Annotated in this window: 12 protein-coding genes; 8 read left to right on the forward strand and 4 right to left on the reverse strand. The window is 74.1% G+C overall.

Annotated elements, in window-relative coordinates; all coding sequences use genetic code 11:
- Positions 1 to 12 precede the first annotated feature (12 nt).
- The 4 genes from ACFVVA_RS02280 to ACFVVA_RS02295 form a co-directional block, all read right to left on the reverse strand.
- Positions 13 to 600, reverse strand: a complete 588-nt coding sequence (locus tag ACFVVA_RS02280) for a TetR family transcriptional regulator (protein WP_387684868.1) — start codon at positions 598 to 600, stop codon at positions 13 to 15.
- A 74-nt stretch (positions 601 to 674) separates the two neighbouring features.
- Positions 675 to 1610, reverse strand: a complete 936-nt coding sequence (locus tag ACFVVA_RS02285) for an aldo/keto reductase (protein ID WP_387685329.1) — start codon at positions 1608 to 1610, stop codon at positions 675 to 677.
- 297 nt (positions 1611 to 1907) lie between these two features.
- Positions 1908 to 2210, reverse strand: a complete 303-nt coding sequence (locus ACFVVA_RS02290) for a GNAT family N-acetyltransferase (protein ID WP_387684870.1) — start codon at positions 2208 to 2210, stop codon at positions 1908 to 1910.
- 9 nt (positions 2211 to 2219) lie between these two features.
- Positions 2220 to 3158, reverse strand: a complete 939-nt coding sequence (locus tag ACFVVA_RS02295; protein ID WP_387684872.1) for a class I SAM-dependent methyltransferase — start codon at positions 3156 to 3158, stop codon at positions 2220 to 2222.
- Between the two features lie 196 nt (positions 3159 to 3354).
- Between ACFVVA_RS02295 and ACFVVA_RS02300 the strand changes: the two genes are divergently transcribed.
- The 8 genes from ACFVVA_RS02300 to paaE all read left to right on the forward strand — a co-directional run bounded on the left by ACFVVA_RS02300 (position 3355) and on the right by paaE (position 12435).
- The gene (locus ACFVVA_RS02300) at positions 3355 to 4722 is read left to right on the forward strand and encodes a sensor histidine kinase (RefSeq protein WP_387684874.1); all 1368 of its coding nucleotides are present in this window, start codon (positions 3355 to 3357) and stop codon (positions 4720 to 4722) included.
- Positions 4719 to 5378 (forward strand): response regulator transcription factor, encoded by a 660-nt coding sequence (locus ACFVVA_RS02305; protein WP_359900504.1) that lies wholly within the window; start codon positions 4719 to 4721, stop codon positions 5376 to 5378. The genes ACFVVA_RS02300 and ACFVVA_RS02305 overlap by 4 nt, the downstream gene beginning before the upstream one ends.
- An 817-nt stretch (positions 5379 to 6195) precedes the next feature.
- Positions 6196 to 7887 (forward strand): M20 family metallopeptidase, encoded by a 1692-nt coding sequence (locus ACFVVA_RS02310; protein WP_387684876.1) that lies wholly within the window; start codon positions 6196 to 6198, stop codon positions 7885 to 7887.
- 265 nt (positions 7888 to 8152) lie between these two features.
- The gene (paaA, locus tag ACFVVA_RS02315) at positions 8153 to 9319 is read left to right on the forward strand and encodes a 1,2-phenylacetyl-CoA epoxidase subunit PaaA (protein ID WP_387684878.1); all 1167 of its coding nucleotides are present in this window, start codon (positions 8153 to 8155) and stop codon (positions 9317 to 9319) included.
- Complete coding sequence (paaB, locus tag ACFVVA_RS02320; protein ID WP_359900510.1) at positions 9316 to 9633, forward strand: 1,2-phenylacetyl-CoA epoxidase subunit PaaB; 318 nt, start codon at positions 9316 to 9318, stop codon at positions 9631 to 9633. The genes paaA and paaB overlap by 4 nt, the downstream gene beginning before the upstream one ends.
- Positions 9634 to 9646: 13 nt before the next feature.
- Complete coding sequence (gene paaC / locus ACFVVA_RS02325) at positions 9647 to 10585, forward strand: 1,2-phenylacetyl-CoA epoxidase subunit PaaC (protein ID WP_387684881.1); 939 nt, start codon at positions 9647 to 9649, stop codon at positions 10583 to 10585.
- Between the two features lie 59 nt (positions 10586 to 10644).
- Positions 10645 to 11211 (forward strand): 1,2-phenylacetyl-CoA epoxidase subunit PaaD, encoded by a 567-nt coding sequence (paaD, locus tag ACFVVA_RS02330; RefSeq protein ID WP_387685331.1) that lies wholly within the window; start codon positions 10645 to 10647, stop codon positions 11209 to 11211.
- Positions 11212 to 12435, forward strand: coding sequence for a 1,2-phenylacetyl-CoA epoxidase subunit PaaE (gene paaE / locus ACFVVA_RS02335; RefSeq protein ID WP_387684883.1), 1224 nt, complete (start codon positions 11212 to 11214; stop codon positions 12433 to 12435).
- Position 12436 lies beyond the last annotated feature (1 nt).

Below are 12436 nucleotides of genomic sequence, written 5' to 3' on the forward strand. Positions count from 1 at the left end.
GCTGACGTACCGTCACTTCATCTTCAGGCCACCGAGGACGAGCTTCCAGACGGCCTCGAACCGGTCGTCGACCCCGGGCGTGGACCAGGTGGACGCGTAGGCCGGGTCGTGGAAGGGGCCGGTGGCGTCGAAGACGGCGCGGGCGGTGTTGCGGATGTGGGCGAGCTTGAACTCCTTGCGCTCCGTGCCGTCCGTGACGATCTGCGCGATCTGGTCGACCAGGGTGTCGACATGGGCGTTCACCAGGCCGCTGTTCTCCTCGACCAGCACCATGTAGGTGGCGAACAGCTCCGGGTCGTCCAGCGCCTTCTTCCGCTTGGCCGTGAACAGCGTCCTCAGCCAGCGGTGCAGCCGCTCGGAGGCGGGGCCGCCCTCATTGGAGACGGTCGCCAGCTCGTGGTGCGCCTGGTCCAGCCAGCGCTGGGTGACCGCCTCGCGCAGCGCGGCCTTGCTGGGGAAGTGGCGGTAGACGCTGCTGTGGCTGACGCCGAGGATTCGGGCGACGTCCACGACGGTGGCCTTGGCCGGGCCGAACCGCCGGAGGACGTCCTCCGCCGCGATCAGGATCTGCTCGGCGGTGAGTGTGGTGTCCGTGGTCACGGGGAGGTCCGTCCTTTGGGTCGTGCGGTCTGGTCGTGCGGTCGGGGCGTGCGGCGGCGGTGCCGGTGGTGCGGTCAGCGCTCGCTGTCCAGGTGGGCCATCTGTGCGGCAGCGTACCGGTCACCTGCGGCGGCGCCGGCGGGTACGGCGGCCTCGACGGCGGCGAGGTCGGGCCCGGTCAGCGTGACGTCGAGCGCGCCGAGGGCCTCGGTCAGACGGTCCCGGCGGCGGGCGCCGACCAGCGGGACGACGTCCTGCCCGCGCGAGGCCACCCAGGCGATGGCGACCTGGGCGACGGTCGCGCCCCGCGCGGCGGCGATCTCGCGCAGGGCCTCGACCAGCGCCAGGTTGTGGGCCAGGTTCTCGCCCTGGAAGCGCGGACTGTGGCTGCGGAAGTCGGTGCCGGCGAGGGCGCGTTCCCGGTCCCAGTGGCCGCTGAGCAAGCCGCGGGAGAGCACGCCGTAGGCGGTGATGCCGATGCCGAGCTCGCGGGCGGCGGGCAGGACGGCGGCCTCGATCGAGCGGGAGAGCAGCGAGTACTCGATCTGGAGGTCGCTGATCGGGTGGACGGCGGCGGCCCGGCGCAGGGTGTCGGCGCCGACCTCGGAGAGTCCGATGTGGCGGACGTAGCCGGCCTTCACCAGGTCGGCGATGGCGCCGACGGTCTCCTCGATCGGGACGTCCGGGTCCAGACGGGCCGGGCGGTAGACGTCGATGTGGTCGGTGCGCAGGCGGCGCAGGGTGTAGGAGAGCGCGGTCTTGGTGGCGGCGGGGCTCGTGCTGTAGCCGAGCCACTGGCCGTCGGGGCCGCGCTGGGCGCCGAACTTCACGCTGATCTGCACGCTCTCGCGGTCGCGGCCGCGCAGCGCTTCGTGGATCAGCAGCTCGTTGTGGCCCATGCCGTAGAAGTCGCCGGTGTCGAGGAGGGTGATTCCGGCGTCGAGGGCCGCGTGGATGGTGGCGATGCTCTCGGCCTCGTCGGCCGGGCCGTACAGGTCGGACATGCCCATGCAGCCGAGGCCGAGGGCCGAGGTGACCGGCCCTGTGGTGCCGAGGGTGCGCTGGGCGGGGCGGGTGTGCGGGGACACGGGGGCTCCAAGGGGCGGGTGCGGCGCCGGGAGGCGGGGGCAGGGTGGCCCGGGTGCCACTGTGGCACGACAGCGAACAGATTTCAAAATCTGTTCGCTGTCGTCTGTTATCTGAAAGTTGAACTCTGTCTGTTGTCATTTGTTCGGACGAACGCCCCCTGGATCAACCACCCCCGCCGCAGCTGCCCGAACGGTCGCGACACGGCTGCCCGCCGACCGTCAGCGGGCGACCCGGCTGCGGTTCTCGTACGCGAAATCGGTGACCTCGGGGTGGCGGAGCATCCAGCCCTTGATGAAGGGGCAGGTCGCCAGCACGGCCAGGCCGCGGGCGCGGGCGTCGTCCAGGGCCGCGCGGGCCAGCGCACTGCCGATGCCCCGGCCCTCGAAGGCGGGCTCGACCACGGTGTGCGGATAGACCACCAGCTGGTCGCCGCGCAGGTACTCGGCGAAGCCCGTCGGCCGGTCGTCCTCCCAGGCCTCGAAGCGGTTGCGGGCTTCCACGTCACGTACCGAGAGGGTCATCGAGGCTCCTCACCGCCGGAGAGTCGCGGCCGGCCCCGGCCCCGGTCCGTCATCGGGCGACCGGGGCCGCCCCGCCCGTCGATCGCCGCTCGTCCCCGTCCCCGTCCCCGTCGCCGTCGCCGTCGTCTCCGCCTCCGCCCGCTCCGTCCACGGCTTCTTCGCGGCGGCCGTCGGTTCACCGGCCGCGCTCCCGCCCGGCGCCCAGGCCTCGCGTCCGCCCGGCGCCCGCAGCAGGTAGGCACGGGCGGGCGGCACGTTGCGCCACACCGTGCGCTCGCCCAGGCCGTACGCCGCCTCGAACCCCCGCAGCAGCCGCACCACCGCCCGGTGGCGGGCGCCCCGGCGGGGGCCCGAGGTGAGGGTGCGCGCCGTCGTCGTGCCGAGGTACCCGAAGTACGTCAGCTCGCCACCGGGCGCCAGCAGCCGCAGGTAGAGGTCGAGGATGTCGCGTACCCGCGCGGGCTCGAAGTTGGTGAACGGAAGCCCGGACACGATCGCGTCGTACCGCTGCGCGCAGTCCTCCGGCCGGGCCCCCTCCGGCTCCGCCGCACGGGACTCCGGAAGCTCCTCGACCCGGCAGGCCGACAGCCGCAGCCCGATGCCGGGGTGGCGCGCGGCCAGGACGGGGTCCTCCCGGAGCCGCTCGGCGAACCGCGGGTTGGCCTCGACGACGTGCAACCGGTCACCCGGGCGCAGCACTCGGGCGAGCCGGCGGGTCACCACGCCCGTTCCGGCACCGACCTCCAGCACCGAGATCGGACGGTTCGGGCGGCTGGTGACCGGTACCACCAGCGCGTTCACCAGCTCGGGGCCGCTCGGGGCCAGCGCGCCGGTGTCGTGGAAGGTGCGCAGGGCCTCGGCGAGGAACAGCAGGCGGTCCCCGCCGACGGACGAACCGTACCGGGGGGCAAGGGACTTGGGGCCGTGGTGGAGCCGTTCACTGGTCATGCCGTCGACGCTAGGCAGGGCGGGGCCGCCGCGAATCGGCCGGTCAGTGGCGCCGACCCCCGACGAAAGTCGAGGGTGCGGTTACCCGGAAGACAGAGGTGTTCCACGGTCGAGCGCCCCTAGCATCGAGCCCGAGGTACCGAACACCGAACCTGCGGAAGGCTTTCGGGGCGGGGGAGAGGAAAGGAGGGGCGTCATGCGCAGGAGCGTGCTCGGCTGGTACGGGCCGGACCACCGGGCCGGAATCGATACCTTGTTGCTGCTCGGAGTGCTCGGCCTGGCCATCGAGGAGGCGTTGGTCCAGTGGGCGCGCTCCGACGGTCCACTGCGCCTGCCGCGCACGGTCGTTGCCGCGCTCGCCGCGCTCTCGCTCGTCTTCGCCCGCCGTTACCCGGTGGCCTCGGCCGTGCTGCCGGCACTCACCGGCGGGTCGTTCAACCGGGCCTTCCCCGGCCTGTTCAGCGTCTTCCACCTCGCCTACCTGGGCCGGACCGGCCCGGCGGTGGCGGCCGGCGCGGCCATCGTGGTGGGCAGTGCGGCGGGTGCGGATTCGCTGATCGGCTGGGCCGGCACCGCCGGGTCCCAACTCCTCGTCCAGGCCGCCGTCCTGGCGGTCGCCCTGTGGCTGCACGGCAGACGGGTGCTGATCCGCACCCTGCACGAGCAGGTCGACGCGCTGCGCCGCGAGCGCGAGCTGCGTGCCGACCAGGCCCGAGCCGCCGAACGCGCCCGGATCGCCCGGGAGATGCACGACGTGCTGGCCCACCGGCTCAGCCTCCTGGTGCTGCACGCCGGGGTGCTGCGCGACCAGGCCAGGGCCGGTACCGTCGCCGCGGACACCGACCGCCTCACCCACCGACTCGAACTGCTGCGCACCACTGCCGCCCGATCGCTCGACGATCTGCGCGACGTCCTGGGCGCGTTGCGGGCCGACCCTCCGGCCCCGCACGCCGCGGGAGGCGATCCGCCCGTGCCGGCCGAGGCCGGGAGCGTCCCGGCGCCAGCCCTGCGCGACCTCACCGAACTCGTCGGCGAGGCGACCCAGGCCGGCCAACGGGTCCAACTCGCCCTCTCGGGAGACCCGGAGACCATCCCGACCACCCACCGGCTGGCCGTGCACCGGTTGGTCCAGGAGGCGCTGACCAACGCCCGCAAGTACGCGCACGCCGCGCCCGTCACCGTCCGGGTCGGCTACGGGGCGCCGGCGACGACGGTCGAGGTCCGCAACGGCCCGGGCGAGGCGATGCCGGACGGGTCGCGGGCCGGCGGCGGGTACGGGCTGGTCGGGCTGGCCGAACGGGTCGAGGCCCTCGGCGGCCACCTCGACGCCGGTCCGGAGGGTGGCGGCGGCTTCCGGCTCTCCGCCCGGTTGCCCGCGCCGGACCGCCCGCCGCAGCTGGTGCCCGACCCGGCTCCCGTCCCGGGCGAGGGTTCGCCACCACCACCGGGGCGCGCGTCGTCGGACCCGGCGCGGGCGTCTCAGGGGCAAGGGCAGGAGCAGGGGCAAGGGCAGGAGCAGGACCAGGACCAGGAACCGAAGCAGCTGCCGAAGGGTGCCGCATGATCCGAACAATGGTGGTCGACGACGACGCGCTGGTTCGACTCGGCCTGGTCGACCTCCTGGCCCAGGACCCGGCACTCACCGTGGTCGCCGAGGCCGCCGACGGGTTGCAAGCCGTCGAAATCGCCGGCAGCCGGCGGATCGACGTCGCGCTGATGGACATCCGGATGCCCCGGCTCGACGGGATCGCCGCCACTCGCCGGCTGCGCGAACTCCCGGACGGCCCGCGGGTCATCGCCCTCACCACCTTCGATCTGGACGAGTACGTGTACCAGGCGCTCGCGGCCGGGGCGGACGGCTTCCTGCTCAAGGACACCCCGCCCGCGGAGATCGCCCGGGCCGTCCACGTCGTCGCGGGCGGTCAGGGGATGCTGCACCCTGCGGCCGCGCGGCGGCTGATCGACCGCTACCACCGGGTCGGGGCGCCCCGGTCGGTGGCCGCCCGTCATCGGGTCGCCGGGCTCACCCCGCGGGAGACCGACGTGCTGCGCGAACTCGCCGACGGCCTCTCCAATGCCGAGATCGCGGGTGTGCTCGGAATGCGCGAGAGCACCGTCAAGGCGCATGTCAGCCGGATCCTGACCGGGCTCGGTGTCGGCAACCGGGTCCAGGCGGCGTTGCTCGCACGCGACGCCGGGCTGGTGGGCGACGGTGGCTGAGGACGAACGGCGGAGAGCGACTGCGGCCGGGGCCGCGCACCGGGGTTCCGGTCGGTCGCGCACGCTCGCACACATTCGTGCACGTCCGTGTCGGGCCTGCTCCCGCCGTGCAGGGGCGCCTCCCTGTCGTGTCCGGGCGGGCAACCGAGGCACGTCGAGGCTCGGAGGGGCACACCGGGGCACGGCACCGGCCGGTGTTCACGCGGGTGTTCCCCGGACGTTCCCCCGGAGTCGGGGTGGGCGGTGCAGCGGGCTTCCCTGAGCCGCCGCGTGCTCCCGGTTCGTATCGCATGCTGAGCCGCTGTCACCCATCCGGCGTGGAATTGCCGTGCCTTGGCCGTTTGCGCTGCCGAACTCGGGCGGCGGGTCCATGGTGGAGATGGGCGCGATCCGGCGACCGCGTCCGCGCGCCGATCCAGGCCCGCGCGCCGAGCGCCCGCGCCGATCGTGGACGGGCGGCCTCCGAAGCGGGGCCCGGTACCGGCACGCTGGGAGCAGGGCCACCTCGCAGGAAACCGAACGGTTCTTCTAGGCTCACATCTCGGCTTCCCTGCGGCGGTCCGGCCATTGCGCCCGCTGCCAGGAGGCCACCGTCCACGGGGGCTCCGGGCGGACCGGGGCCCCCGGATCGAGCGAGGAGGACGCACATGCCAAGCACGCCGCCCAACCGTTCCACCGTACTTGGGCCAGACGGGCCGATCCGGTGGGCCGCCCATCACCCCGGCCGACCGGTGCGGTCCGGCCGGGCCTGGTACCCGGGTGGGAGCGGTCGGCCGGTACGGCCGCTGTATACCGGCGGTGGTCGCGGAGGCGAGCGTTGAGTCCCCAGATCGTCGGGGCGCCCGCCGTGCCGGGCGCCGCCGTGGAAACCGACCCGACGCCGGTCACCGTCCCGGCAGCCACCGACGGTGAGGCCCTCGCCGCAGCCGCCGCGACCACCACTACTGCCGCCACCACCGTCGGTGCCACCGGCACCGTCATCTCTGCGGGCGCCACCACCGGCACCGCAACTGCCGCTGGGGCTCAGGCCACTGCAGCTCAGGGCACTGCGGTTCCGGCCGCCTCGGCTCAGGCCGCCGCGGTAGTGACCGGCGCGGCGAAGACCGCCGTGACCGCGGCAGCCGTCGCCAAGACCGCAGCGGCCAAGACCGCGGTAGCCAGGACCACGGCAGCCAAGACCGCGGTGGCCAAGTCCGCCCTCACGAAGTCGTCCCTCGCCAAGGCCGTCGTCGCGAAGAACACGGTGGCGACGACCGCGGTGCCGAGGAGCACGGCCGGAAAGCCCACGGCGGGCCCGGCCGCCACCGCCACCCCCGGGGCCTCCACCGCCACCACGGCGCTTCCCGGTGTGCCGCAGGCGCTCAGCGCCCGGGCCCGTACCCTCGCCGGAGCAGTCCGGCGGCGCTGTGCCGATCTGGCGCGGATCGAGTCCCCCAGCGGGGACGCGCCCAGACTCGACGCCCTCGCCGAGGAGTTGGCGGCCGGCTTCCGTGCCACCGGTGCCACCGCCCGGCGTGAGCCCGGACCGGCCGGGGACCACCTCGTGCTGGAGTGGGAGGGCCGGGACGAGTCCCTGCCGCACCTGCTGATCGTCGGGCACCACGACACCGTCTGGCCGGTCGGCACCCTCGCGGACTGGCCGGTGACCGAGCAGGACGGCCGGCTCACCGGCCCCGGCGTGGTCGACATGAAGGGCGGACTCGCCGTCCTGGAGAGCGCGTTGTCGCTGCTCGCGGACCTGGGCGAGCGCCCGCACCGGACCGTCCGCCTGGTCGTGGTCTCCGACGAGGAGGTGGGCAGCCCGGACGGGCGGCGCCTGGTCGAGCGCCAGTTGCGCGGAGCCGCGGCGGTCCTGGGGCTCGAACCACCGCACCCCGACGGTCGCTTGAAGACCGCGCGGCGCGGCAGCACCCGGGTACGGCTCACCGTGACCGGCCGCGAGGCGCATGCGGGCAACGACGCCCACGACGGGGTGTCCGCGGTCGACGAGCTGGTGGACCAGCTCGTGGTGGTGCGGGACCTGGCCGGCCAGCCCGGCACCGAGCTGAACGCCGGTCGGATCAGTGGTGGTTCGCGTGCCAACGTGGTCGCTGGCCGGGCCGAGGCCGAGTTGGGGCTGCGCTTCGCCACCGTCGAGGCGCAGCGCCGCACGCTCGACGACCTCGCCCGGCTCGCCCCGTTGCGTCCGGGTGCCCGGGTTCGTACGGAGGTGCTGTCCAGCCGTCCGGCCTGGCCCGAGCGGACCGGCAACCCGCTGCTGCGGCACGTGCGTTCGCTGGCCGCGATGCTCGGTCAGCAGCTGGACGGCGGTCCGGCGGGCGGGGCGGGGGACACCAACCTGCCGGGCTCGCGCGGGCTTCCGACTCTGGACGGCTTCGGGGCGGTCGGTGCCGGGGCCCATGCCCGGCACGAATACATCCGGCTCGACCAGATCGCCCCCCGGATCGCCCTGCTGGCGGCGCTGCTCGCCGTTCCGCTGCCGCGACTGCGCGACCGCGCGGAGGGGTGAGGCGTTGCGGTGAGCCGCTGACGGTGGGCAGCTGACAGCCGGAAGCAGGCAGCAGGCAGCCGATAGCCGACAGCCGACAGCGGTGGAGCTGGGCAGTAGACGGACGCCGGCGAACAGAAGGCAGCGGACAGACAGCCGCGGACGGACAACGGCCGACAGGCGCCGGCGAACAGATGACAGCCGACAGATAACAGCTGACAGATTTCAGAATCTGTCAGCTGTTATCTGTTTCGCACCTTGCCATCCCTCCGCCCCGCTGCGCAGAATGGTACCGACCGAACGGTCAGTCGGTTGGTTGATCGGGCGTTCCGGCAACCGACCGGGCAGGACGGGCAGGACACGAGAGGGGACTGTGGTGACAGCAGAGGTGGCCGAGGCGGTCCCCGCGCAGACGCCGGAGGACCGGTTCGAGGCGGTCGTCGCCGCCGAGCAGCGGATCGAGCCCAGGGACTGGATGCCCGACGCCTACCGGGCCACCCTGATCCGCCAGATCGCCCAGCACGCACACTCCGAGATCATCGGCATGCAGCCCGAGGGCAACTGGCTGACCCGGGCGCCGTCCCTGCGCCGCAAGGCCATCCTGCTCGCCAAGGCCCAGGACGAGGCCGGTCACGGCCTCTACCTCTACGCCGCCGCCGAGACCCTCGGCGTCGACCGCGCAGAGCTCACCGAGAAGCTGATCTCCGGCCGCCAGAAGTACTCCTCGATCTTCAACTACCCGACCCTCACCTTCGCCGACGTCGGGGTGATCGGCTGGCTGGTGGACGGCGCCGCGATCTGCAACCAGGTCCCGCTCTGCCGGTGCAGCTACGGCCCGTACGCCCGCGCGATGGTGCGGATCTGCAAGGAGGAGTCCTTCCACCAGCGCCAGGGCTACGAGCTCCTGATGACGCTGATGCGCGGCACCGAGGCCCAGCGCCGGATGGTCCAGGACGCGGTGGACCGCTGGTGGTGGCCGTCGCTGATGATGTTCGGCCCCTCGGACTCCGACTCGCCGAACAGCGCCCGCTCGATGGCCTGGCGGATCAAACGGCACAGCAACGACGAGCTGCGCCGGCGGTTCGTCGACATGACCGTCCCGCAGGCCGAGCACCTGGGGGTCACGCTCCCTGACCCGGAGCTGCGCTGGAACGAGGAGCGCGGTGGCTGGGACTTCGGTGAGCCGGACTGGTCCGAGCTGACCAGGGTCATCCACGGCCAGGGCCCCTGCAACGCCCAGCGGATCGAACGCCGCCGTGCCGCCCACGAGGACGGCGCCTGGGTGCGCGAGGCCGCCGTCGCCTACGCGGCCAAACGCGCCGCCGAGGCTGCCCGAGCCGCCGAGGCTGCCGAAACCGCCGGGGCTGCCGAAACCGCCGGAGCCGCCCAAGCCCCCGGAGCCGCCCAAGCCCCCGGACTCACCGAAGCCACCGAACAGGAGAACGGAAAGTGACCGAGCCCCAGGTTGGCTCCCCGGCCGGGTCCAAGGCCGGCTGGCCGCTGTACGAGGTGTTCGTGCGCCCCCGGCGGGGGCTGAACCACGTCCACGTCGGTTCGCTGCACGCCGCCGACGACCGGATGGCGCTGCTCGCCGCCCGCGACCTGTACACCCGGCGCAACGAGGGCGTGAGTCTCTGGGTGGTCCGCTCGGACGCGATCACCGCCTCCACCCCGGACGAGCGCGACCCGTTCTTCGATCCCAGCGGCGACAAGGTCTACCGCCACCCGACCTTCTACGACATCCCCGAGGATGTCCCGCACATCTGACGGGGGAGCCACCGTGCACGACCACACCACCTCCACCACCGGAACCAGCACCGGCGCCGGCCCGGGCGGCGGCCAGGACGACCACGTCTACCTCAGCCTCGCCGACGCCGCCCCCGGACCCGAGGGCGAGGGCCGCTGGGCGTACGGGACGGGCTTCGCCGACCCGCTGCTCGGCGTGGACACCACGCTGCCCGCCGGTCTGGACGGCGCCGACCTCGCCGCCTACTGCCAGATGCTGGGCGACGACGCCCTGGTCCTCGCGCAGCGGCTGATCGAGTGGTGCACCCGGGCGCCCGAGCTGGAGGAGGAGGTCGCGCTCGCCAACCTGGGCCTCGACCTGCTCGGCCAGGCCCGCCTGCTGCTCACCCGGGCCGGGCAGGCGGACGGCACCGGCCGCACCGAGGACGACCTGGCGTACTGGCGCGAGGAGCACGAGTTCCGCAACGTCCGCCTGGTGGAGACGTCGAACGGCGACTTCGCGTACTCGATCGCCCGGCTCTTGCTGTTCGCCACCGCGCGCGGCGCCCTGTACGAGGCGCTGAGCGTGCACCCCGATCCGGTGCTGGCCGCGGTCGCCACCCGGGGTGTCAAGGAGCTCGCCTACCACCGGGAGTACGCGACCGCCTGGACGCTTCGTCTCGGCGACGGCACGCCGTACTCGGCCGAGCGGATGCAGGCCGGGCTGGACGCGGTCTGGCCGCTGCTGGAGGAGCTGTTCACGGCGCACCCGGTGGAGCTGCGGGCGGGTGTCGACCCGGCGACCCTGCGCGAACCGGTGCTGCGCTCGCTCACCGCCGTCCTCGCCGAGGCCGGGCTGACCATGCCGGACGCGCCGCCGCTGGCCACCGTCCTCGGCCGGGCCGGCCGGGACGGCGTGCACACCGAGGCGCTCGGCCCGCTCCTCGCCGAGCTCCAGGTGCTGGCCCGAGCCCACCCGGGGGCGACATGGTGACCGACGACGTGGCGACCGGCGGCATCGTGACCGACGAGGTCGCGACGGGCACAGCGGGCATGGCGGGCGCGGCGGAACCGACGACCCGCGACGTGGCCTGGGCCGTCGCCGCGGCCGTCCCGGACCCGGAGCTGCCCATGCTCACCCTGGCCGACCTGGGCGTCCTGGCCGGGGTCGAGGTGGACGGCGGCAGCGGTACCGTCACCGCCTGGCTGACCCCGACCTACTCGGGCTGCCCCGCCGTCGCCGAGATGGCCGCCGATGTGGACCGCCGGCTGCGCGCGGCCGGCTACCCGGACGTCCGGGTGCGGCTGCGGCTGGACCCGCCGTGGTCCACCGACCTGATCACCGCCGAGGGCCGCCGCAAGCTCGCCGAGGCGGGCATCGCCCCACCGCGCCCGACCGCCGCCGTCGCGGCCGCGGCCGGACCGGTGGCGCTCACGCTCGGCCCGACCCGCTCCGGAGCCCCGACCGCGGCCGGGCCGGGCACCGTTCCCCCCGTGCCGTGCCCGCAGTGCGGCGGGACCGACACGGAGGAGCTGTCCCGCTTCGGTTCCACCGCCTGCAAGGCGCTCTGGCGCTGCCGGGCCTGCCGCGAGCCGTTCGAACGCGTCAAGGAGATCTGAATGCCCGCCGCTTCCGCCGCCGCCGGCTCCGCCGTTCCCGCCGCCGCTGTTCCCGCGTCCGTCGACACCGCGTCCGTCGACACCGGATCCGTGGTCTCCGCGTCCGCCGACACCGGGTCCGCGACCGGCATCCGCCCCGCCCGCCGTCCGACCTTCCACCGGTTGCGGATCGACCGGGTCGAGCGGCTCTGCGAGGACGCCGTCGCGGTGACCTTCGCGGTGCCGGACGGGCTGGCGGAGGAGTACGCCTTCCGCCCCGGGCAGACCCTGACCCTGCGCAAGCTGGTGGACGGCGCCGACGAGCGCCGCTCGTACTCGATCTGCGCCCCGGTCGGAGGGCCGCTGCGGATCGCCGTCCGGGAGGTGCCCGGCGGGTTGTTCTCGCGCTGGCTGGTGCGCGAGGCGAAGCCCGGCGAGGAGGTGGAGGTGCTGACGCCGTCCGGCCTGTTCACCCCCGAGCTGGGGGTCCCGGCCGACCACGTGCTGCTCGCGGCGGGCTCCGGCATCACCCCGATGCTGTCGATCGCCGCCTCCGTGCTGGCCGCCGACCTCAGCTCCACCGTCACCCTGCTCTACGGCAACCGGCGCAGTGACACCGTGATGTTCGCGGACGAGCTGGCCGACCTCAAGGACCGCTACCTCGGCCGCTTCCAGCTGGTCCACGTGCTCTCCCGGGAGACCAGGGACGCCGAGCTGCTCAGCGGCCGGCTGGACCCGGAGCGGGTACGCGCGCTGCTGGCGGCGCTGGTGGACGTCGGGAGCGTCGGGCACTGGTGGCTGTGCGGCCCGTTCGGCATGGTCACCGGGGCCAAGGACCTGCTCGCCGAACTGGACGTGCCGGGCGAGCGGGTGCACCAGGAGCTGTTCCACGCCGAGGACGAGCCGCTCCCGGAGCGCGACGAGGACTGGGACCGGACGGACGCCTCGGCCGACGGCGGGTCGGGCCCGCAGAGCGAGGTGACCGTCGTGCTCGACGGCCGCGGCAGCACGCTCTGCCTGCCGCGCGACCGCTCGATCCTGGATGGCGCCCAGCGCTCCCGGCCCGACCTGCCGTTCGCCTGCAAGGGCGGAGTCTGCGGCACCTGCCGCGCCCTGGTCACCGAGGGCGAGGTGGAGATGCGCCGCAACTTCGCCCTGGAGGAGAAGGAGCTGGCGGCCGGGTACGTCCTGACCTGCCAGGCCCGCCCGCTCACCGACCGGGTGACCGTCGACTACGACCGCTGAG

The organism is Kitasatospora sp. NPDC058048 (assembly GCF_042885555.1).
Lineage (GTDB): Bacteria > Actinomycetota > Actinomycetes > Streptomycetales > Streptomycetaceae > Kitasatospora > Kitasatospora lactacystinica.

Excerpts from the sequence above, each read along its gene's own strand:
- ACFVVA_RS02285 (WP_387685329.1), bottom strand. The coding sequence starts at position 1,610 with ATGGGCATGTCCGACCTGTACGGCCCGGCCGACGAGGCCGAGAGCATC.
- ACFVVA_RS02290 (WP_387684870.1), bottom strand. The coding sequence starts at position 2,210 with ATGACCCTCTCGGTACGTGACGTGGAAGCCCGCAACCGCTTCGAGGCC.
- ACFVVA_RS02295 (WP_387684872.1), bottom strand. The coding sequence starts at position 3,158 with ATGACCAGTGAACGGCTCCACCACGGCCCCAAGTCCCTTGCCCCCCGG.
- ACFVVA_RS02300 (WP_387684874.1), top strand. The coding sequence starts at position 3,355 with ATGCGCAGGAGCGTGCTCGGCTGGTACGGGCCGGACCACCGGGCCGGA.
- ACFVVA_RS02305 (WP_359900504.1), top strand. The coding sequence starts at position 4,719 with ATGATCCGAACAATGGTGGTCGACGACGACGCGCTGGTTCGACTCGGC.
- paaA (WP_387684878.1), top strand. The coding sequence starts at position 8,153 with ATGGTACCGACCGAACGGTCAGTCGGTTGGTTGATCGGGCGTTCCGGC.
- paaD (WP_387685331.1), top strand. The coding sequence starts at position 10,645 with ATGGCGGGCGCGGCGGAACCGACGACCCGCGACGTGGCCTGGGCCGTC.
- paaE (WP_387684883.1), top strand. The coding sequence starts at position 11,212 with ATGCCCGCCGCTTCCGCCGCCGCCGGCTCCGCCGTTCCCGCCGCCGCT.